Source organism: Streptomyces sp. NPDC093260 (assembly GCF_040683715.1).
Taxonomy (GTDB): domain Bacteria; phylum Actinomycetota; class Actinomycetes; order Streptomycetales; family Streptomycetaceae; genus Streptomyces; species Streptomyces sennicomposti.
On the sequence record NZ_JBFBEK010000020.1, the window covers coordinates 49,434 to 70,234 of the forward strand.

Here is a 20,801-nt window from a genome sequence, read left to right on the forward strand (position 1 = left end):
GGTATGGGAGCGTGGTGTGGCGCACGGCCGGACCGGTGACCCCATGTGCCCGGTCTGGCACGGTTCGTGTTGTGACACAGCCATGACGTACCCGGGCGGTCCTCGGGCTTACTTCAGGGGGGTGCGCGGCGATTACTCTGTCTCTCCGGCCCCTGACCTATGTGATCGGCCGGCCCCTGCCCAACTCATCGGAACGCGAGATACATGAGCGTCAACGACGATGTCCTGCTTGTCCATGGCGGAACCCCGCTGGAGGGCGAGATCCGTGTCCGCGGTGCGAAGAACCTCGTGCCGAAGGCCATGGTCGCCGCTCTGCTGGGCAGCGAGCCGAGCAGACTGCGCAACGTTCCGGACATCCGTGACGTCCGTGTCGTCCGCGGCCTGCTGCAACTGCACGGCGTGACGGTCCGGCCGGGCGAGGAGCCGGGCGAGCTGGTGCTCGACCCGACCCGGGTGGAGAGCGCCAACGTGGCTGACATCGATGCCCACGCGGGCTCCAGCCGCATCCCGATCCTCTTCTGCGGCCCGCTGCTGCACCGCCTCGGCCACGCCTTCATCCCCGGCCTGGGCGGCTGCGACATCGGCGGCCGGCCCATCGACTTCCACTTCGACGTGCTGCGGCAGTTCGGCGCGACGATCGAGAAGCGGGCGGACGGCCAGTACCTGGAGGCGCCGCAGCGGCTGCGCGGCACCAAGATCCGGCTGCCCTACCCGTCGGTCGGCGCGACCGAGCAGGTGCTGCTGACGGCCGTACTGGCCGAGGGCGTCACGGAGTTGTCCAACGCGGCCGTCGAGCCGGAGATCGAGGACCTCATCTGCGTACTGCAGAAGATGGGCGCGATCATCGCGATGGACACCGACCGCACGATCCGCATCACCGGTGTGGACAAGCTCGGCGGCTACACCCACCGCGCGCTCGCGGACCGGCTGGAGGCCGCGTCCTGGGCGTCGGCGGCGCTGGCCACCGAGGGCGACATCTACGTGCGCGGCGCGCAGCAGCGCTCGATGATGACGTTCCTGAACACCTACCGGAAGGTGGGCGGCGCCTTCCAGATCGACGACGAGGGCATCCGCTTCTGGCACCCGGGCGGCCAGCTGAAGTCGATCGCGCTGGAGACGGACGTGCACCCCGGCTTCCAGACCGACTGGCAGCAGCCGCTGGTGGTGGCGCTCACCCAGGCGACCGGCCTGTCGATCATCCACGAGACGGTCTACGAGTCCCGGCTCGGCTTCACCTCCGCGCTGAACCAGATGGGCGCGCACATCCAGCTCTACCGCGAGTGCCTGGGCGGCTCCGACTGCCGCTTCGGCCAGCGCAACTTCCTGCACTCGGCGGTCGTCTCCGGCCCGACCCGGCTGCAGGGCGCGGACCTGGTCATCCCGGACCTGCGCGGCGGCTTCTCGTACCTGATCGCGGCGCTCGCGGCGCAGGGCACCTCCCGCGTCCACGGCATCGACCTGATCAACCGCGGCTACGAGAACTTCATGGAGAAGCTGGTGGAGCTCGGGGCGAAGGTCGAGCTGCCGGGCCAGGCGCTCAGCTAGAACGGGCCGAACCGCCCGCTCCCCGGCACGGCACACAACCCCCTGCCGGGGGCCCGGGGGTCGCTCCCGGGCAAGCACAGCACGGAGAAGCTGGTGGGGACCGGCGCGAAGGCCGAGCTGCCGGGCCAGGCGCTCGGGCAGTCCTTCACTGTGAGCCGCACCGGCGCCGAAGCCCCGGCACGGCTCACAGCGGCGCGTACGTCGATGGGGCGGCCCCCTGGGAAGGGGGCCGCCCCATTGACGTCGTGGTCGGCCCTAGCGGGCCCCGTACGCCCTCGTGCGGCGTACGGACGGCAAAGTCACTTGCCCTTGGCGGCTTCCTTGAGCTTGCTGCCCGCGGAGACCTTCACGCTGTAGCCGGCCGGGATCTGGATCGGCTCGCCGGTCTGCGGGTTGCGGGCGGTGCGAGCGGCACGGTGGGTGCGCTCGAAGGTGAGGAAGCCAGGGATGGTGACCTTCTCGTCCCCCTTGGAGACGATGTCGCCGACGACGTCGGCGAACGCGGCCAGCACGGCGTCGGCGTCCTTGCGGGTCACCTCGGCGCGGTCGGCCAGCGCGGCCACCAGCTCACTGCGGTTCATGTTCTTACTCCCGTGTTCTTCTTGCCATTGAGGCGTGCCACGCGGCGGAGCCGCATGTTGGGCCAGCCAAGCCGATGCTGCCAGGGTCCTGGTGGGTCCCCGGACCCGGGTCCCTCGTCAGACCCTCGCGCCCAGGGAGGCATCCTGCCCCCACCTGCGGCGGGAAAGCCAATCCGGCACCCCCAGGAGTCGTGAGAACACCCTTGGGAGTCACACGAAAAGGGGCCTGCGACAGGGCCTGGCCGATCACGATAGGGGGCGGCACTGACAGCGCCGCCCCCGACGCGCCGGATCCGGGCGCACCGTGGCGATCATCACGCCCGGCGCGGGCGCGGGGTGCGCGGGCGCACCGCAGGGCTCACGCCCCGCACCGGGGCTCCCCGGCGGCCTTCCGCCGGCGGCCGTCGGCGGCGCCGGCGATCGTCGGCGGTCGCCGTCGGCCGTCCGTGGGCGTCAGACGCCGGAGGAGCTGCCGCCGGCCGTCGCACCGGCCGCCTTGGCGGCGTCGCGCACCGCTCCGGCGACGGCGCCGGCGACCTTGTCGTTGAAGACGCTCGGGATGATGTAGTTCGGGTTCAGCTCGTCCTCGGTCACCACGTCGGCCAGGGCCTGCGCGGCGGCGAGCATCATCTCGGTGTTGACGGTGCGGGACTGCGCGTCCAGCAGGCCGCGGAAGACGCCCGGGAAGACCAGCACGTTGTTGATCTGGTTGGGGAAGTCGGAGCGGCCGGTGGCCACAACTGCCGCCGTCTGACGGGCGATTGCCGGGTCCACCTCGGGGTCGGGGTTCGCGAGCGCGAACACGATGGCGCCGTCGGCCATCGCGGCCACGTCGTCGCCGTCGAGGACGTTCGGGGCGGAGACGCCGATGAAGACGTCCGCGCCGCGCACGGCCTCCTTCAGCGTGCCGGTGAGGTTCTCCGGGTTGGTGTTGTCGGCGATCCAGCGCAGCGCCGACTCGGGGGCGGCGTCCACCAGGTCCTCGCGGCCGGCGTGCACGACGCCGTGGATGTCGGCGACGACGGCGTTCTTCACGCCCGCGGCGATCAGCAGCTTGAGGATGGCGGTGCCGGCGGCGCCGGCGCCGGACATCACGACCCGGACGTTCTCGATGGGCTTGCCGACCACGCGCAGGGCGTTGGTGAGGGCGGCGAGCACCACGATCGCGGTGCCGTGCTGGTCGTCGTGGAAGACGGGGATGTCCAGGGCCTCGCGCAGCCGGGCCTCGATCTCGAAGCAGCGGGGCGCGGAGATGTCCTCGAGGTTGATGCCGGCGAACCCGGGGGCGATCGCCTTGACGATCTCCACGATCGCGTCGGTGTCCTGGGTGTCCAGGCAGATCGGCCAGGCGTCGATGCCGGCGAACCGCTTGAACAGGGCCGCCTTGCCCTCCATGACGGGCAGCGCGGCCTTGGGGCCGATGTTGCCGAGGCCGAGTACGGCGGAGCCGTCCGTCACGACCGCAACGGAGTTGCGCTTGATGGTGAGGCGGCGGGCGTCCTCGGGGTTCTCGGCGATGGCCATGCAGACCCGGGCCACACCCGGCGTGTAGACCATGGAGAGGTCGTCGCGGTTGCGGATGGGGTGCTTGGACGCCATCTCGATCTTGCCGCCGAGGTGCATCAGGAACGTACGGTCGGAGACCTTGCCGAGCGTGACGCCCTCGATGCCGCGCAGCTTGCTGACGATCTCGTCGGCGTGCGCGGTGGAGGTGGCCGCGATGGTGACGTCGATACGGAGCTTCTCGTGGCCGGACGCGGTGACGTCGAGGCCGGTCACCGAGCCTCCGGAGGACTCCACGGCGGTGGTGAGCTGCGAGACGGCGGTTCCGCTCGCGGGCACCTCCAGCCGGATGGTCATCGAGTAGGAGACGCTGGGCGCCGTTGCCATGGCCGACTTCCTCTGCTTTCACCGTGTCGCGAGTTGTGCCGTCCGATCGTCGCACCTACCGCTGAGTACGTGGTAGTCGCCCCGGGTTGCGGTCTTTGCGTTCACCGAGGGGTGCCGTTTTCGGAAAGTGGATTCCACCATACGAGAGTTGGCCGGACGGCGGTAGGTGCGGAAGCAAGAAAAGAGGCCCACGTCACATCAGATGCGACGCGGGCCTCTTCGAGGCTTATGACACCGACCCGCCATGCTCGCCTCGCGGCAAGTGGTCGCTCGTAGCGACGAAGGTTGGGCCCGGGGGCTTGGATCGAGCCGGTGTCACGTCCAGGCTAACAAACGGATCGGGAAAGACCATTCCCCGCGGCGAGGTTCACAGGATTCCGCCCGTGCGGACGCCCCCGCCCTCAGTCCCGCAGCAGGTCCGGCACCCCGCTCGCGTCCGGCTCGTCGCGCTCGCCCGCCACCACCGTCAGCTGCTGGGTGGCACGGGTCAGGGCGACGTAGAGGACGCGCAGGCCGGCCGGGGACTCGTCGGCGATCTCCGCCGGCGAGACGACCAGCGTCGCGTCGTACTCCAGGCCCTTGGCCTCCAGGCTGCCCAGCGCCACCACCCGCTCGCCGAGCCCGGCCAGCCAGCGCCGGGCCTCCTCGCGCCGGTTCATGGCGACGACCACGCCGACCGTGCCCTCCACCCGCTCCAGCAGCGCCTCGGCCTCCGCGCGCACGGTGGCGCCCAGCGAGCCCACCACCACCGCGAAGCGCGGCTTCAGCCCCGTCGAGCGCACCGCCGACGGCGACTTGGCGCCCGGCATGGCCAGGGCGAGCACCTTCGCGGCGAGATCGGCGATCTCGGCCGGGTTGCGGTAGTTCACCGTCAGCTCGAAACGCCGGGCGCGGGACGAACGGCTCGCCGCGCCCGCGTGCGCGGAGCCCGGCAGCCGGGTGCCCAGCGCCTCGTCGCGGGCCTCGGCCGCCTCGTCCGGGTCGGACCAGGAGGACTGCGCGGGATCGCCCACCACCGTCCAGGTGGCGTGCCGGCCGCGGCGGCCGACCATCCGCCACTGCAGCGGCGTGAGGTCCTGCGCCTCGTCCACGATGACGTGCGCGTACTCCACGCGCTCCTGCGCCAGCCGCTCGGCCCGCTCGCGCTGCGACTCCTCGCGCACCGGCATCAGCTCCTCCAGGCCGGTGAGCTGGTCCAGCGGGTCCAGCTCGCGCTTCCTGCGCGGCCGGGCCGGGGCGCCCAGGATCGCCTGGAGCTCGTCCAGCATCGCGATGTCGTGCACCGAGTAGCCGTCCCGCCTCAGCGAGCGAGCGACCTTGCGCACCTCGCCCGGGTTGAGGACGCGGCGCGCCCACCGGCCGAGCCGCCGCTCGTCGGCCATGGCCGCCAGCACGCCGCGCGGTGTCAGCTCGGGCCACCAGGCGTCGAGGAACGCGATGAAGGAGTCCTCGCTCGTCACGTCCTCGTCGAAGGAGGAGCGCAGTTCGGCGGCCAGCTCCGGGTCGCTGTGCCGCCCGGCCGCGCCGGACTTCTCCCACAGCGCGTCCAGCAGCAGCTTGCGGGCGCGCGGGCGCAGCAGATTCACCGGCGCGGTGCCGCCGAGGGCGGTGCGCCGGACCTGGTCCAGTTCGGGCGCCTCCAGCTCCAGCCGCCGCCCGAAGGCGACCACCCGCAGCCGGGCCGGCGGCCCGGCGGGCGCCTGCGGCGCCACGTCGCCGTCGGCGTCGTCGCCGAAGGCGAGCTGCCCGGCGGCGCCCGCCCCGGAACCCGTACCCGGACCGGAGCCGGTACGGGCACCGGCACCGGTGACCGCTCCCGCCGCGCCCAGCTCCAGCGCGCCCCGCGCCGCCTTGCGCAGCACCTTCAGCATCCGCGAGGACCCCTTGGCGCGGGCCACGGACGGGGCGTCGTACAGGGTGGCCTCGGCGCCGTCGACCAGCGAGCCGATGGCCCGGATGGCGACCTGGCCCTCCTCGCCGAGCGAGGGCAGTACGCCCTCGGTGTACGACACCAGCAGCGGCGTCGGCGAGACGATCAGGATGCCGCCCGCGTACCGGCGCCGGTCCTGGTAGAGCAGATAGGCGGCCCGGTGCAGCGCGACCGCCGTCTTGCCGGTGCCCGGACCGCCCTCGACGTACGTCACGGAGGAGGCGGGGGCGCGGATGACGAGGTCCTGCTCGGCCTGGATGGAGGCGACGATGTCGCGCATGGAGTGGCTGCGGGCCCGGCCGAGCGCGGCCATCAGCGCGCCGTCGCCGACGACGGCCAGCTCCCGCCCGTCCAGGAAGGCGGTCAGCTCGGGCCGCATCAGATCGTCCTCGACGCCGAGGACGCGCCGCCCCTTGGAGCGGACGACCCGGCGGCGCACCACCCGGCCGGGATCGACCGGGGTGGAGCGGTAGAACGGCGCGGCGGCCGGCGCGCGCCAGTCGATGACCAGCGGCGCGTACTCCGCGTCGAGCACGCCGATCCGCCCGATGTGCAGGGTCTCGGCGATGTCGGCGGTGCCGTCGGGGCGCACCGCGCCCTCGGCCGGCTCGACCGCGGTGTACGCGCCGTCGGGCCCCTTCTTGCCGTCCTTGCCGAGCAGCAGGTCGATACGGCCGAAGAGGAAGTCCTCGAACTCGTTGTTCAGCCGGTTGAGGTGGACGCCGGCCCGGAAGACCTGGGCGTCGCGCTCGGCCAGTGCGCCGGGCGTGCCGACCTGGCCGCGCCGGGCCGCGTCGTGCATGAGGAACTCGGCCTCGTGGATCTTCTCCTCGAGCCGCCGGTACACCCGGTCCAGGTGTTCCTGTTCCCCGCTGATCTCTCGGTCGCGCACGGAGTCGGCCTCGGCGTCGCGCGCCGTGTCGCGCACCGCGCCGGCCACCGCGTCGTGAACCGATTCGACCGCGGAATCCTGTTGAGCCTGAGCGGCCACCGGGCCCCCTTCTGACGTGCTGGGCAGCCGTCAACCGTACGCGAAGGGGACCCACCGGCGGAAGCCGGACCCGGCTTGCGCCGAGGCCGGCGCGGCGGAATGCGCCGCACCGGCCCTACCTCTCGGCCTCTCCCCCGGCTCCCGCGCCGCGACCTCGGCCCCCAGGCCCCCAGGGCCTTCGGGCCGTGCCGGGCTGATCCGGGGGGGAAAGACCTCAGGCCTTGACCTGGACGACCTTCTGGCCGTCGAAGGTCATCACCTCGAAGTGGTCGATCTGGTTGGGGTCGAAGGCCGCGCCGCCGCGCACGTACAGGGGGCTCTTGGCCTCCTCCGTCTTGGCGTTCGGCAGGCCGTAGCCCCAGTTCGGCACGGACCACGAGGTGATCGTCTCGCGTTCGCCGTTCTTGCCGACGGCGATGAGCGAACAGCGCTCGGGACCGGTGACGTTCTTCAGCTCCAGCACGGCGTTCGTGCCCCAGTCCTTCTTCTCCAGGGCGACGGTTGCGGTGGCGTGCGTGACCGGGTCGGTCGCCGTCACCTTGTCCGGCATCGCCTGGAAGGCGGCCTTGGCGGGGCTCGCGGCCACGGTGGCGTTCCCGCCGCCGTCCGAGCCGCCGACGGCGTACACCGTGAGCGGCCCGCCGACGATCAGCGCGGCCGCCGCGGCGACCAGGTAGAAGGACCTGCGCCGCTTGCGGGCCCGCCGCTCGGAGACCTCGTCCACGAGCTTCTCCACCAGCCGCGGGCTGGGCCTGGCCGACAGGGACTCGCCGATCGCGGGCGTGCCGGAGCCGGGCAGGTCCGCGAGCGCGGCCAGCATCGGTTCCATGCCGGCGAGTTCGTCCAGCTGCTGGGCGCACCACTCGCAGCTGGCGAGATGGGCCTCGAAGGCGGTGGCCTCGGCGTCGTCGAGGATCCCGAGGGCGTAGGCGCCGACGGTCTCGTGCTCGTTCGGGGCCGGTGATCCCTGCGTGGAGCCCATGGAGCCAGACATACCCGAACCACCTGTGCCGAATCCCTGATGTCCCCCGTACCCGCTCATCACGCCGTCACCCCCCGCTCCTCCAGAGCCAGCTTCATCGAACGCAGGGCGTAGAACACCCGGGAGCGGACGGTGCCGCTGGGGATGCCCAGCGTCTCGGCCGCCTCATTGACCGTACGCCCTTTGAAGTACGTCTCGACGAGCACCTCCCGGTGGGCCGGGGTCAGGTCGTCGAGTGCGTCCGACAGGGTCATCAGCCACAGCGCTTTGTCGATCTCGTCCTCCGCGGGGATGACCTCCAGCGGCGACGGATCGACCTCCTGCGGCCGGGCCTGCCGGCTGCGATGGCCGTCGATGACGATGCGCCGGGCGACCGTCACCAGCCAGGGGCGGACGGAACCGGTCGCTCGATTGAGCTGGCCGGCGTTCTTCCAGGCACGGATGAGCGTCTCCTGGACGACGTCCTCGGCACGCTGCCGGTCACCGGCGACCAGCCTGAGAACGTAAGCGAGCAAGGGTCCGGCGTGCTCTCGGTACAGCGCACGCATCAGCTCCTCGTCAGGTTCCGAGGGCTGTGAGGACATGCGATGTCGGGCCCTCGCTCCACGTTCATTGGCCACGGCCGCATCCTTGCGCACGCCCACCTCCGGTGTCCGGGGGTTCCCCCAGTCGGTCGCTCGCCGTCGGGTACGGACGTGAGCGGCGGCGTGTTCAAAGGAGGGCGACGGATTTCTGCGGGCCGGGGCGACGAGGCGGGACATGAGCGCACTTTTCCCCCGCGCCGCCTTCACATTTCCGCCATGGCGGGGGCGGGTGGGCGCTGCCCGTTGAAAACCGGACCGAAACGCCGCGTGGCGCGCATCACAGGGACCGAGTGGGCCGGGTGCGGGGCGTCGGCGTCGCTCAGGCGGGGCGGGTACGGGCCCCGGCCGCCGTACCCGCCGTGCGGCGGCGGTGGCGGGCGACGCGCTCGCGGTTGCCGCAGACCTCGCTGGAGCACCAGCGGCGCCGGCGCCCGCGGGAGGTGTCCAGGTACACGATCGGGCAGTCGTCGCCGGCGCACTCGCGCAGGGCGCTCCGGGCCACGGGGTCGGTGAGCAGCTCGACCGCGTCCCGGGCGACGACCGCGAGCAGCGCGGCACACCCCGGCGGCCCGGCCAGCACCCGCAGCAGGAGGCCGCCCTCACCGGGCACGGCACGCGGCGCGGGCGGGGCGAGACGGGCGGCGTCGTTGACGCGGTCGAGCGCGAGACGGTAGGCGCGGGGGTCGCCGCCGGGCGGGTACGACCCCGAATCGCCGCCGGACGCGTACGAGCGCGGTTCGTCCCCCGATCCGTACGCCCGCGCGCCCGCGCCCGTCACCGCGAGGTGCCCGCGCACCAACCGCCTGACGTCCCCGCGCAGTTCGCGGAACGCGGCGGGCCAGGAGGGGTCGGCGTGCGCGAGCGGGGTGCCCGGCGGGACCAGCCCGGACCCCGCGATCCAGGCGCGCAGCGGCATGAGGGAGTCCAGCCGCTCGCCGGGATGGCTGGTGGAGAGGAGGTCCAGGCAGATCCGCCCGGTGTCGAAACGCGGCTCGTAGGGGACCGTGGCCGTACCCAGTGCCATGTGCCTGTCACCGCCTAGGCAGGAACCGTCGGGGAGCCGAGAGGAGCACCCCCCTCCACAGTGCCCGCCCCGGGGTACGGCCGGAAGCCCCGCGTCGGGCAAGGACCGCCACCGCCGCGCGGCGACGCGGGCCCCGGCCTGGTCGACAGGCCCCGTACGCCGGCGTGGACGCGGTCGCGCCGGGGGCACGGATACGCGGTGCGGCCCGCGGGGGCAAGGATCTCCGCCCGGACGGTGGCGGACCCCGCCCGCGCACCCGTCAGGACCCGCACCCGGCGGCACGCGCACCCTGCCGGGGGCGCACCCGGGCTCAGCCGCCCCCGTCCGCGTACTTCGCGTCGCTCGCCGGGTCCAGGGCGAGGCGATAGCCGCGCTTCACCACCGTCTGGATCAGCTTCGGGGCGCCGAGGGACGTGCGGAGGCGGGCCATGGCCGTCTCGACCGCGTGCTCGTCGCGCCCCGCGCCCGGCAGCGCGCGCAGCAGCTCGCCGCGGCCGACCACCCAGCCCGGCCGGCGGGCCAGCGCCCGCAGCAGCGCCATCCCGGCCGGCGGCACCGGCCTGAGGTCGCCGTCCACCAGGGCCGCGTGCCCGCGGATCTCCACCCGGTGCCCGGCGACGGGCAGCACCCGGGCCCGCCCCGGCAGTTCCTGGCACAGCAACTGCACCAGCGGGCCGAGCCGGAAGCGTTCCGGCTGCACGGTCCTCACCCCGCGCGCCTGCAACGCCACGGCGGTGACCGGCCCGACGCACGCGGCCAGCACGTCCCGGCCCAGCACGGCCAACAGCTCGTCCAGCAGGCCCCGTTCCTCCGCCCGCGCCAGCAGCGACGCGGCGGCCGGCGCGCTGGTGAAGGTGACGGCGTCCAGGCCCTGCGAGACGGCCGCGTCCAGCAGCCGGTCCAACGGCGCGGGGTCCTCGGGCGGCAGCCACCGGTACACCGGCACCGGCACGACCTCCGCTCCCCCGGCGCGCAGTGCCTCCACGAATCCCGGCAGCGGCTCCCCGTGCAGCTGCACGGCCACCCGCCGCCCGCCGACGCCCTCCTCCAGCAGCCGGTCCAGCACCTCGGCCAGCGACTCCGAGGACGGCGACCACTCCTCGGTCAGCCCGGCCGCCCGGATCGCGCCCTTCACCTTGGGGCCGCGCGCCAGCAGTTCGGCCTCGCGCAGCCGGCCCAGCAGCGCCTCGCCGAGCCCCCAGCCGTCCGCCGCCTCCACCCACCCGCGGAAGCCGATCGCGGTGGTGGCGACCACGATGTCCGGGGTGCGGCCGATGATCTCCTTGGTGGCGGCGAGGAGTTCGCCGTCGTCGGCCAGCGGCACGATGCGCAGGGCGGGCGCGTGCACGACCGACGCGCCGCGCCGCTTCAGCAGCGCACCCAGTTCGTCGGCGCGGCGCGCGGCCGTCACCCCCACGGTGAACCCGGCCAGGGGCCCGCACCCGGCTCGCTGCTGTTCCTCGTCCTCGCCCATGGCTCTCGTCCCGCGCTCGACTCGTCGTACGTCCGGTTCCGTTCCGTCCCGGCGACCGAGCCTGTCAACGCCGCGTGACGGGCTCGGTTCGCCGGCATGTCACCAGTGTTACGTCACACCTCGGCATGGCTGAGCCGCGGCTCGGCCCCGACCGCGGCGGGACCGGTCACCACCCGCTCACCGCCCGGACGGCGAAGGTATACGGCGTACGTGACCACGAAGGCCGCGCCGTAGAAGACGAGGAAGGCGACGAACGCCGAGGTCCCCGTGCCCCGGGTGAGGAAGGACTGCCGGAAGGCCAGGTTGATCCCGACGCCGCCGAGCGCGCCCACCGCCCCGATCAGGCCCATCGCGGCCCCGGACAGCCGCCGCGCCTGCGCCGCTGCCGCCTCGCCCTCGAGCCCGCGCGCGAGGGCCCTGGCCTGGAAGATCCCGGGCACCATCTTGTACGTCGACCCGTTGCCGAGCCCGCTGAGCACGAACAGCACCACGAACACGGCCACGAACAGCGGCAGCGACCCCCGCATCCCGGCGGCGATCAGGGCGGCGGTCGCGGCGGCCATGGCGACGAAGTTCCACAGGGTGATCCGCGCCCCGCCGTACCGGTCGGCGAGCCGGCCGCCCACGGGCCGGATCAGTGAGCCGAGCAGCGGCCCGATGAAGGTGAGGCAGGCGGCCTGGAGCGGGGTCCTGCCGAACTGGCCGGTCAGCACCTGTCCGAAGGCGAAGCTGTAGCCGATGAACGACCCGAAGGTCCCCACGTACAGGAACGCCATGATCCAGGTGTGCGGGTCCTTCGCCGCGTCCACGGCCGCGCCGGTGTCGTTCTTCACGGTGGCGAGGTTGTCCATGAACAGCGCGGCCAGTACGGCGGCGGCGACGACCAGCGGGATGTAGATCCCCAGCAGCACGCGCGGGCCGCCGCTCGCGCCGATCACGGCGAGCGCGGCGAGCTGGATGACGGGCACGCCCACGTTGCCGCCGCCGGCGTTGAGGCCGAGCGCCCAACCCTTCTTCCGCATCGGGAAGAAGGCGTTGATGTTGGTCATCGAGGAGGCGAAGTTGCCGCCGCCGACACCCGCGAGCAACCCGACCCACAGGAAGGTGGCGAAGGAGGTCCCCGGCTCCATCACGACGAACGCGGCCACCATCGGCACGAGCAGCAGCCCCGCCGAGACGATCGTCCAGTTGCGGCCGCCGAACAGGGCGACGGCGAAGGTGTACGGCACCCGTACGACCGCCCCGACCAGCGTCACCATCGAGGTGAGCAGGAACTTGTCGGCGGGGCTCAGCCCGTACTCGGGCCCCATGAACAGGACGAGCACGGACCACAGGGTCCACACCGAGAACCCGATGTGCTCGCAGAGCACGGAGAAGAAAAGGTTCCGGCGGGCGATCCGCTCCCCCGTCGCCGCCCAGAACGCCTCGTCCTCCGGGTCCCAGTGCTCGATCCAACGCCTGCCGGCCATGCCGCCTCCCAGTACGCCCAGTACACCGACCAACGGACCACCGAAGGTAGGGACACCGGGTTTCCGCCCTGTGCCGCCGAGTGACCGGGAAGGAACGATGGCCTCACCCCGGAGCGCCGGGTGGTGAGAGGGCGGAGAGCAGGGGTGGGGAGCGGGGGTGGGGAGGCGGCCTCCGGGTGAGCCGGCTCAGCCCGCGTCCGGTGATCGCCCGACGGGGCCCCGGGCGATCAGGACGTCGGCCTCGTGGTGCCAGCCGAGGGCGGAGTAGAGGCGCCGGCCTTCCTGGCTGGCGATCAGGAGACCGGTGCGGGCGCCCTGGGACACCGCGGCCTCCGCCAGCGCGCTCATCACGGCGCGGCCCAGGCCGCGTCGGCGGTGCGCCGCCTCCGTCTCGATGCGATCGGCGATCGCGTCGCCGCCGACCACGGCGATCGTGCCGCGCGCCGCCACCTCTCCGGCGCGGTCGTGGAGGGAGACGACCGTGACCGGCCCGTCCGTGCGCACCTCGCGCTCGTACGGGGCGGCGGGCGCGTGCCGCGGGTGCTCGGTCAGATCGGTCGTCATGAACCACTCGGACCGCTGGACCAGCTCCAGTCCGGCGGCGCCGACGACGGCTTCGACGGCGTCCCGGCGCAGCGTCGGCACCGTGAGCCAGGTGACCTGCCGCGCGGTGGCCACGGCTGCCGCCAGCCGCCCCACGGACTCGGGCTCCTCGTCCGCGCACAGCGCGAACACCTCGACCTCGCGGCCGGGTTGGTCGCACTCGGACCGCAGACCGTCCCCGGCGGGCCCGACGGGCTCGGCCTCGGGCAGCGAGCGCGCGACGGTCCAGCCGTCCAGCCAACGTCGTATCAGCCCTGGTTCGATCGTCGTCATCCGGCGATTAGAGCACGCCCGCGGTTCCCGGACCGGAGAAGAACCTCCCGGCCGGCCGCCACCGAGCCATCCGGAGGCCACTCCCCCGGCCCACTCACCCCGGCGTCACTTCCCTCTCCCGTTCGGCCACAGGCGGGGCTTCCTCTTCGCCGCCACGTCCTCGATCCAGCCGAAGGCGAGGATCGCCACGGCTGTCAGCGGCCAGACCAGGAGGAACATCCACACCGAGTACGTGGAGTCCAGTACCGACGTCGCCGCGTCGCCCTGGAGGAAGGGCAGGCGGTAGGCGAGGTCGAGCAGCGGGACCGTGGCCGTGATCAGGGCGTTGTGCCAGAGGTAGATCGTGACCGCGCGGTTGTTGGCGAGGGTGATCGGCTTGTCCCAGCGGCGCAGGCGGGGCGGGAGTTCGCGCCAGGACGGGGAGTACTGGAGCAGGACCACCACCACGCCGAAGGACCAGGTCGCCTGTGCGAGCGGGATGTCGTTGAGGTCCCAGCCCTCCGGGCCGAGGTGGCCCGAGGCCCACCACAGGCCGAAGGCCATCACCAGCACCGCGCACGACACCGCCGCGTAGCGCGGGACGCGCCGCAGCACGCCCTCGTGGTGGGCGAAGCCGAGGACCCAGCAGCCGCCGTAGACCGCGAAGTCCGTCACCGCGTCGCCCGTCTCGCCGGGGAGTGTCACGAAACCCGTGCCGACCACCGCCGTCAGGGCCAGCGGCGCGAGCAGCGTCGGCCACGGCGCGCGGCGGAACGCCCACAGCAGCAGCGGCGAGGCCACCACGAACCACAGGTAGGCGCGCAGGTACCAGAGCGGTCCCGCCGCGTCGTCGGGCCACGTCACGTCCAGCAGCCCCGAGTCGGAACCCAGGTTCTCCGGGTAGGGCGGGGCGCCCACCGGGACGACGTACTCCAGGAGCTTCGGCAGGCCGCGCAGGCCCCCGAGGTCCGGGTCCCGCGCCGGGTTCCAGCCGGCGTACAGCATCAGGGGCAGGAGGACCGCGGCGAACGCCCACAGCGGGGGCAGCAGCCGCCGCAGCCTGCCCTTGATCACGCCCACCGCCGGGCGTTTCAGGGAGCGGGCCATCAGGGAACCGGCCAGGGCGAACATCACGCCCATGGACGGGAACAGCACCGTCAGCCAGCCCCAGCCGAAGAGGTGGTAGGCCACCACGCGGAGCAGGGCCAGGGCGCGCAGCAGGTCCAGGTAGCGGTCGCGGCCGGGGGCCGGTTCGCGGGGGTGGTCCGCGGTGGCCTCGGAGGTCAGTGCCTGGGTCATGCCACCGGCCTCCCCTCGCCTGGGAGGGCGCCCGGCTGCCCGTCGCCCGCGAGCGCGCCCGGCTGCCCGGCTCCGGCCCCGGCCCGTGTCCGTGCGACCGGTACCGGACCGCCCGGCGCCTCCACCACGCCCGTGCGGCGCAGCTTCTGCCAGCGCAGCCGGCCGCCGGTCAGCGCGGTGATCCAGGACTGGAGCAGCACGACGTACATGAGCTGCCGGTAGAGGATCTGCTGCAACGGCAGCGAGATCAGGTGCGTCATGCGTTCCCGGTCCAGCCGGAAGGCGTACGCCGCGCAGACCGCCTGGATCGCGAGGACGCCCAGCCACGCCACGATCGTCTTCTTCGTCGGGCCGAAGACGACGCCGTACAGCAGGAAGACGTCGATCAGCGGGGCCAGCAGCGGGGCCACCACCATGAACAGGGAGACCAGCGGCAGGCCGACCCGGCCGAAGCGGCCGGAGGGGCCTCGGTCCAGCAGGGCGCCGCGGTGCTTCCAGATCGCCTGCATGGTGCCGTAGGACCACCGGTAGCGCTGGGACCACAGCTGCTGGACGGTCTCCGGGGCCTCGGTCCAGGCGCGGGCGTTCTCCGCGTAGACGACGCGCCAGCCGGCGCGGTGCATCGCCATGGTGATGTCGGTGTCCTCGGCCAGGGTGTCCTCGCTCATGCCGCCGACATCCCGGAGGGCGGAGCGCCGGAACGCGCCGACCGCGCCGGGGATCGTCGGCATGCAGCGCAGCACGTCGTACATCCGGCGGTCGAGGTTGAAGCCCATCACGTACTCGATGTGCTGCCAGGCGCCGATGAGCGAATCGCGGTTGCCCACCTTGGCGTTGCCGGCGACCGCGCCGACCCCCGGGTCGCCGAAGGGCTGGACGAGTTCGCGGACGGTGGAGGGTTCGAAGACGGTGTCGCCGTCCATCATCACGATCAGGTCGTGCGAGGCGTGGGCGATGCCCCGGTTGAGGGCGGCGGGCTTGCCCGCGTTGCGCTGGCGCACCACCCGCACGCCGGGCAGGCCCAGGGCCTCGACGATGTCCGCCGTGCCGTCGGCCGAGCCGTCGTCGACGACCAGCACCTCGATCGGGTGCTCGCTCGCCGTCAGGGAACGGACCGTGTTCTCGATGCACTTGGCCTCGTTGTACGCGGGCACCAGCACCGAGACCGGTTCGGTGACCGGCTCTCCCCAGCGAAAGCCGCGGCGGCGCACCCGGCGGGCGTGCGCCCCGGAGAGCAGCAGCATCAGCGCGAACCGGGCGATGACCAGGCCGCCGATCAGGGCGAGACACACCCCGAGGCCGTCGGTGAGGCCGTCGGCGGCCTGGACCAGGAAGATCCACGCCCTGCCCTTCCACAGGCCGACGCCGGTGACCGGGGTGAGTGCGCTGGGCGCGCCGAGCGCCTCGGTGAGGTTGTCGAACCGGTAGCCCTCGCCCTGGAGTTCGGGCAGGTAGCGGTCGAGGGCCTGCACCGTCTGGTGGCGGTCGCCGCCGGAGTCGTGCATGAGGACGACCGCGCCCTCGCCGCCCTTCGGGGTGGCGTTGCGGATGATCCGCGCGATGCCGGGCTTCTGCCAGTCCTCGCTGTCGGCGGTGTTGACGACGGTGATGTAGCCGCGGCTGCCGATGTACCGGGTCACCGGCCAGGACCGGTTGTCCATGGCGTCGGCGAAGGAGGAGTACGGCGGCCGGAACAGCGAGGTGCGCACGCCGGCGGCGCCGGTGATGGCGAGCTGGGTCTGGGACAGCTCCCAGTCGATGCGGCTCTGGGACTGGTAGGAGAGGTCGGGGTGGTTGAAGGTGTGCACGCCCACCTCGTGGCCCTCGGCGACCATGCGCCGGACCAGGTCCGGGTAGCGGGAGGCCATGGTGCCGGTGACGAAGAAGACGGCGTGGGCGTGGTGCTTCCTGAGCACGTCCAGCACCTTCGGCGTCCACGTCGGGTCGGGGCCGTCGTCGAAGGTGAGGACGAGCCGGTGGTCGGGCACGCGCAGGCTGGTGGTCTGCCCGTGCCGGGTGTCGATGACCGGGCCGCCGTCGAGGATGTCCTGCGGCACCTGGTCGGTGGCGGCCTCGGGCCGGACGCGGTGGTCGGCGAGGATCTCGCTGTGCACGTAGCCGCGCAGCGTCAGCATCGCCATCAGCACGGCCAGCACGAGCATGGGCAGGAGCAGCCGCAGGGGCGGACGCAGTCGCCGGCGCGAGCGGGTACGGGCGCGGGTCCGGCCGCCGGTCCTGCCCCGGGCGCCGGCCCGGGGGCCGGGGGCGGTGCCGGAGCGGCGCGGCGAACGGCCGCCGTGGCGGCGGGCGTTCGGGAAGGCCGCACGGGTGGCGTCGGCCGCACGGATGCCGTCGGCGGGGCGGGCGGAGTCCGGCTCGTACGCCGCGAAAGCGTGCGTCGTGCCGGGCGCGTGCCCCGCGTCCGCGGCAGGCCGTACGTGCCGCGCGTCTGACGCGCGTCCCGGCGCGTCCGGGGTGTCGTCGGGCCGGCGGTTTCCGGTCGTCCGGGTGCGCCGGACGTGGCCCGCCATCAGGCCACGGTCCGGGAGGCCGTACCGGAGGGCCGGGTGCCCGCGCCGTCGGCCGGGGAGCCGGTGGGGCCGGGCGGGGAGGCCGGGCCGGGGGCCGTCGTCGGGCCGGGGGCGCCGGTGGCCGCCGGCTCGCTGCTGACCGGCACCGGGCTGCTCGGGCCGTCCGCGACCGTGCCGGGCGCGTTGGTCACGGCGCCGCCGCCCCCGCCCGAGGCGTTGCCGCCGTCACCGCTGCCGCCGCCCGGGGTCGTCGTCGGGTCGGGCGCGGTCGAGCCGCCGGTCGGGGTCGGGGCGGGCGGGGTGGTGGCCGGAGGCGGCGTGGGGGCGGTCGTCGGACCGGCCACGCCGCCGGCCGGCGGTTCGGTCCTGCCGGTCGCCGCTGCGGTCGGCTTGGCGCCGGGCGTGGTGCCGGCCTTGTGCGGCCCGGCGGAGGTGGAGGGCGCCGGTGCCCCGGCTCCGGTGCCGGGCTTGGCGCTGCCGGCGCCCTTGCCGGCGCCGGGCGCGGATATCCCGGGCACCCCGGGCAGTCCCGGGGCACCGGGTACGGCGCCGTCGCCCGTGCCGGGCGGCAGGACCGACTCCGAGGGTCCGGGCGAGGTCTCGACCTTGCTCGCCGGTTTGTCGTCGGCCTGCCCCGGCACCGGCAGCCAGGGCGCGTCGGAGTTGCCGGAGACGAGGGTGACGGCGATGACGACGGCGTAGGCCCCGCAGGAGAGCCCGACGGCCACGCCGATCCGCCGGAAGCGGCGGCTGCGGCGGCCCGACTCGTCCACGAAGACCGGCCCGTCGGAGCCGCGGGCGGCGTCCGCCCCGTCCGCTCCGGCCTCCGCGCGGTCGAGCCGCACGGTCAGTTCGGCCGGGTCGGCGGTGTCGGGTCCGGACCGCTCCCACGGGTCCTCGACCCGCAGCGCCGGCACGGCGGCGGTCTCCGGGAACCGCTGGGTCCCGTCACCACCGGCGTCACCGGTGTCGAGGGCGGGTACGGCTCCGGTCGCCGACGCGGCCACGGGCCATTCGAAGGGGGCTTGTTCCAGCCCCTTTTTCACGCGCACTAAGTCCCCCACGGGAGTGTTGCGGGTGCGCAGACGACCCCGAGCTCCCGTCGCCGGAACAGGCCCCCACCTGCCCGAGCGCCCCCCTTGTCCCACGTGCTCGGCGGTCACGAACGTAGTGTGCGCAAGGAGGGAGAAAAGCGGAAAGATCAATCTTGAACGGAATTGACCGATACATCGATGGCCGGAATCCATCCGTTTTCGGGTCGCCGCAGCCAGCCCTCCTCCGCCGCCAGTTCCGCCGCCGCGCGCCGCACCGCGTCCAGCGCCGGATGCGCCAGCCCCTTACGCCACACCAGCGACACGGGGGACAACGGCACGGGGTCGACGAGGGGCCGTACGACGGTGCGCGGCAGGGGCGGGAAGCCGACCACCGCGAGCACCGGGTGGCCGGTCTTGGCCATCAGCCGCTCGAACTCCTCCACCCCGACGGCCAGCGGCGCGGGCGGCGCCACCGCGATGCCGCGCCCGTCGAAGAGGCGGTGCGCGAGGTCGGTCCACTCCGGGGTGCGGGGGTTCCCGGCGCCCGCGTACACGGTCATGCCGGCCAGCGCGGCCAGCGGGACCTCGGGCAGCGCGGCCAGCCGGTGGGCCTCGGGCAGCGCGATCGCCATCGGCTCGTACCGGACGGGCTGGTGGTCGAGGCCTGCCCGCAGGGCCGCGTCCAGGCCCGCGTAGCGGCCGAAGGAGGCGTCGAGACGACCCGCCAGCAGCTCGGTGGCCGCGCCCGTGAGGCCGCTCTCGAAGCGGGCCATGATCTCGTGCTCGGGGGCGAGTTCGCGGGCCCGTCGCAGCACGCGGTGGCCGGTGGCCAGGCCCGGCGAGTTGAGGTCGAGGAAGAGCGGGCGGGCCTGTCCGAAGGCGGCCAGCAGCTCGTCCTGGGCGGCCAGCACCCGGCGCGCGTACGGCAGCAGCCGTTCGCCGTCGGCGGTCAGGGTCACCTGCCGGGTGGTGCGCACGAACAGCTCGGCCCCCAGCTCCCGTTCCAGCCGCCGTACGTCCCGGCTGAGGGCCTGCTGGGCGACGTACAGCCGGACCGCGGCGCGGGTGAAGTGGAGTTCCTCGGCCACGGTGACGAAGGCCCGCAGCAGCCGCGGGTCCAGATGGGGGACGGACATGCGGCGAACTTACAACGCTGATGCGTCAATCGGCTCCGAACAGGTGTTGGACCCCTCGCCCCGCCCGGGGCGACGGTGAGCCCATGCCACCGAGGACGCCCGAAGCCCCCGACCGGACCGAGAGGTCCCACCCCACCGACCCGCCCGCACCCACCGCCGGGACGCCGACCGAGGGCTCCGGCGCACCGGACGAAGGCCCCGCCGCCACGGTCGCCACGCCCGCCCCCTCCTACCGTCGCCTCTTCGCCCTCCCCGGCGCCCGTGCCTTCACCGTCGGGAACCTGGTCGCCCGGCTGCCGTCGGGCATGTTCGGGGTGAGCGCGGTGGTGATGATCGCGGGGGCGCGCGGCTCGTACGCCCTCGCCGGGGCCGTCACCGCCACCGGTCTGGCGGCGACGGCGGTGACCGCGCCCTGGGTCGCCCGCCTGGTGGACCGCCACGGCCAGGCCCGCGTCGCGGTGCCGGCCACGGTCTGCGCGGTGCTGGGCAGCCTGGCGCTGGTGCTGTGCGTACGCTGCGGCGCGCCCGACTGGACGCTCTTCGCAGCGTACGCCGCCACCGCGACCACCCCGAACACCGGCGGCATGTCCCGGGCCCGCTGGGCGCACCTGCTGCGCGGCGACCCCGCCGCCCTGCACACCGCGAACTCCTTCGAGCAGGCGGCCGACGAGCTGTGCTTCATGCTGGGCCCGGTACTCGCCGCCTTCCTCACCGGCGCCTTCTTCCCGGAGGCGGGCACGCTGACCGGTGCGGTGCTGCTGCTGGCGGGCGTGCTGCTGTTCGCGGCGCAGCGCTCGACCGAGCCGCCGCCACGCCCGCGCACCCGCGCGAAGGCTCCGCTGCGCGCGCCCGGCATGCCGGCGCAGCTGGCCGTGTGCGTCGCCATGGGGGCGGTGTTCGGTTCGATGGAGGTGGTGACGGTGGCGTTCGCGGACGAGCGGGGCCACCGGTCGGCGGCGGGCGTGGCGCTGGCGCTGCAGGCGGCCGGGTCGTGCGTGGCGGGGCTGGTGTACGGGGCGCTGCGGCCCGGCGGTCCGGCCGCCCGGCGGCTGCCGTGGTGCGTGGCGGCGATGACGGCGCTGATGTCGCTGCCGCTGCTGGCCGCCGCCCTGACCGGCTCGCTGCCGGTACTGGCCGGGGCGCTCCTGGCAGCGGGCACGGCGACCGCGCCGACCATGGTCACCACTATGACCCTGGTCCAGCAGCGCACCCCGGAGGGCCGCCTCAACGAGGGCATGACCCTGGCGGTGACGGGCCTGCTCGGCGGCATCGCCTGCGGCAGCGCGACCGGCGGCTGGACGGTGGAACACCTGACCCCGACGGCCGGCTACACGATCCCGATCGCAGCGGCGGCGACGGCCCTGCTCCTGTCCCTGACGCAGCGGGAGCCCCGGCAGGGCCGAGCCGTCCGACGGGACTGAGCGCACACGGCGAAGGCCCCGACGCTCGGAAGCGTCGGGGCCTTCGCCCACATGG

Annotated in this window: 15 protein-coding genes; 2 read left to right on the top strand and 13 right to left on the bottom strand. The window is 73.9% G+C overall.

Translation table 11 applies throughout. The features are described 5' to 3' along the window. Nucleotides 1-204 precede the first annotated feature (204 nt). Nucleotides 205-1,545, top strand: coding sequence for a UDP-N-acetylglucosamine 1-carboxyvinyltransferase (gene murA, locus AB0N63_RS24335; protein ID WP_365531401.1), 1,341 nt, complete (start codon nucleotides 205-207; stop codon nucleotides 1,543-1,545). Between the two features lie 299 nt (nucleotides 1,546-1,844). Here the strand turns inward: murA and AB0N63_RS24340 are convergent, their stop codons facing one another. The 13 genes from AB0N63_RS24340 to AB0N63_RS24400 form a co-directional block, all read right to left on the bottom strand. Next, entirely contained in the window at nucleotides 1,845-2,126 is a 282-nt protein-coding gene (locus AB0N63_RS24340; RefSeq protein WP_003990598.1) for an HU family DNA-binding protein, read from the bottom strand. A 453-nt stretch (nucleotides 2,127-2,579) separates the two neighbouring features. Then, nucleotides 2,580-4,016 carry an NAD-dependent malic enzyme gene (locus tag AB0N63_RS24345; protein WP_365531403.1) on the bottom strand — a complete coding sequence of 479 codons (1,437 nt, stop codon included), beginning with the start codon at nucleotides 4,014-4,016 and terminating at the stop codon, nucleotides 2,580-2,582. Nucleotides 4,017-4,417: 401 nt separating this feature from the next. Beyond that, a complete protein-coding gene (locus AB0N63_RS24350; RefSeq protein ID WP_365531405.1) occupies nucleotides 4,418-6,937 on the bottom strand; it encodes a UvrD-helicase domain-containing protein in 2,520 nt (839 codons plus the stop codon). Between the two features lie 214 nt (nucleotides 6,938-7,151). Then, the gene (locus AB0N63_RS24355; protein ID WP_365531407.1) at nucleotides 7,152-7,979 is read right to left on the bottom strand and encodes a zf-HC2 domain-containing protein; all 828 of its coding nucleotides are present in this window, start codon (nucleotides 7,977-7,979) and stop codon (nucleotides 7,152-7,154) included. Further along, nucleotides 7,979-8,563, bottom strand: a complete 585-nt coding sequence (locus tag AB0N63_RS24360) for a sigma-70 family RNA polymerase sigma factor (protein WP_009188888.1) — start codon at nucleotides 8,561-8,563, stop codon at nucleotides 7,979-7,981. The genes AB0N63_RS24355 and AB0N63_RS24360 overlap by 1 nt, the downstream gene beginning before the upstream one ends. Nucleotides 8,564-8,822: 259 nt before the next feature. Beyond that, nucleotides 8,823-9,527, bottom strand: coding sequence for a CGNR zinc finger domain-containing protein (locus AB0N63_RS24365; protein ID WP_365531409.1), 705 nt, complete (start codon nucleotides 9,525-9,527; stop codon nucleotides 8,823-8,825). Nucleotides 9,528-9,837: 310 nt separating this feature from the next. Then, nucleotides 9,838-11,001, bottom strand: coding sequence for a uroporphyrinogen-III synthase (locus tag AB0N63_RS24370; RefSeq protein WP_365531411.1), 1,164 nt, complete (start codon nucleotides 10,999-11,001; stop codon nucleotides 9,838-9,840). Between the two features lie 113 nt (nucleotides 11,002-11,114). Beyond that, nucleotides 11,115-12,470: a NarK family nitrate/nitrite MFS transporter gene (locus tag AB0N63_RS24375; protein ID WP_365531413.1), complete on the bottom strand. Its 1,356-nt coding sequence runs from the start codon at nucleotides 12,468-12,470 to the stop codon at nucleotides 11,115-11,117. A gap of 186 nt (nucleotides 12,471-12,656) precedes the next feature. Further along, complete coding sequence (locus AB0N63_RS24380) at nucleotides 12,657-13,346, bottom strand: GNAT family N-acetyltransferase (protein WP_365531415.1); 690 nt, start codon at nucleotides 13,344-13,346, stop codon at nucleotides 12,657-12,659. A 105-nt stretch (nucleotides 13,347-13,451) separates the two neighbouring features. Next, the gene (locus AB0N63_RS24385) at nucleotides 13,452-14,624 is read right to left on the bottom strand and encodes an acyltransferase (protein WP_365531417.1); all 1,173 of its coding nucleotides are present in this window, start codon (nucleotides 14,622-14,624) and stop codon (nucleotides 13,452-13,454) included. Further along, nucleotides 14,621-16,786: a bifunctional polysaccharide deacetylase/glycosyltransferase family 2 protein gene (locus tag AB0N63_RS24390; RefSeq protein ID WP_365531501.1), complete on the bottom strand. Its 2,166-nt coding sequence runs from the start codon at nucleotides 16,784-16,786 to the stop codon at nucleotides 14,621-14,623. Before AB0N63_RS24390 ends, AB0N63_RS24385 begins: the two co-directional genes overlap by 4 nt. A gap of 368 nt (nucleotides 16,787-17,154) precedes the next feature. Further along, nucleotides 17,155-18,201: a translation initiation factor IF-2 gene (locus AB0N63_RS24395; protein ID WP_365531419.1), complete on the bottom strand. Its 1,047-nt coding sequence runs from the start codon at nucleotides 18,199-18,201 to the stop codon at nucleotides 17,155-17,157. A 155-nt stretch (nucleotides 18,202-18,356) separates the two neighbouring features. Beyond that, the gene (locus tag AB0N63_RS24400; RefSeq protein WP_365531421.1) at nucleotides 18,357-19,325 is read right to left on the bottom strand and encodes a LysR family transcriptional regulator; all 969 of its coding nucleotides are present in this window, start codon (nucleotides 19,323-19,325) and stop codon (nucleotides 18,357-18,359) included. Nucleotides 19,326-19,408: 83 nt separating this feature from the next. Here AB0N63_RS24400 and AB0N63_RS24405 point away from each other — a divergent pair, with 83 nt between their 5' ends. Next, entirely contained in the window at nucleotides 19,409-20,746 is a 1,338-nt protein-coding gene (locus tag AB0N63_RS24405) for an MFS transporter (protein WP_365531423.1), read from the top strand. Nucleotides 20,747-20,801 lie beyond the last annotated feature (55 nt).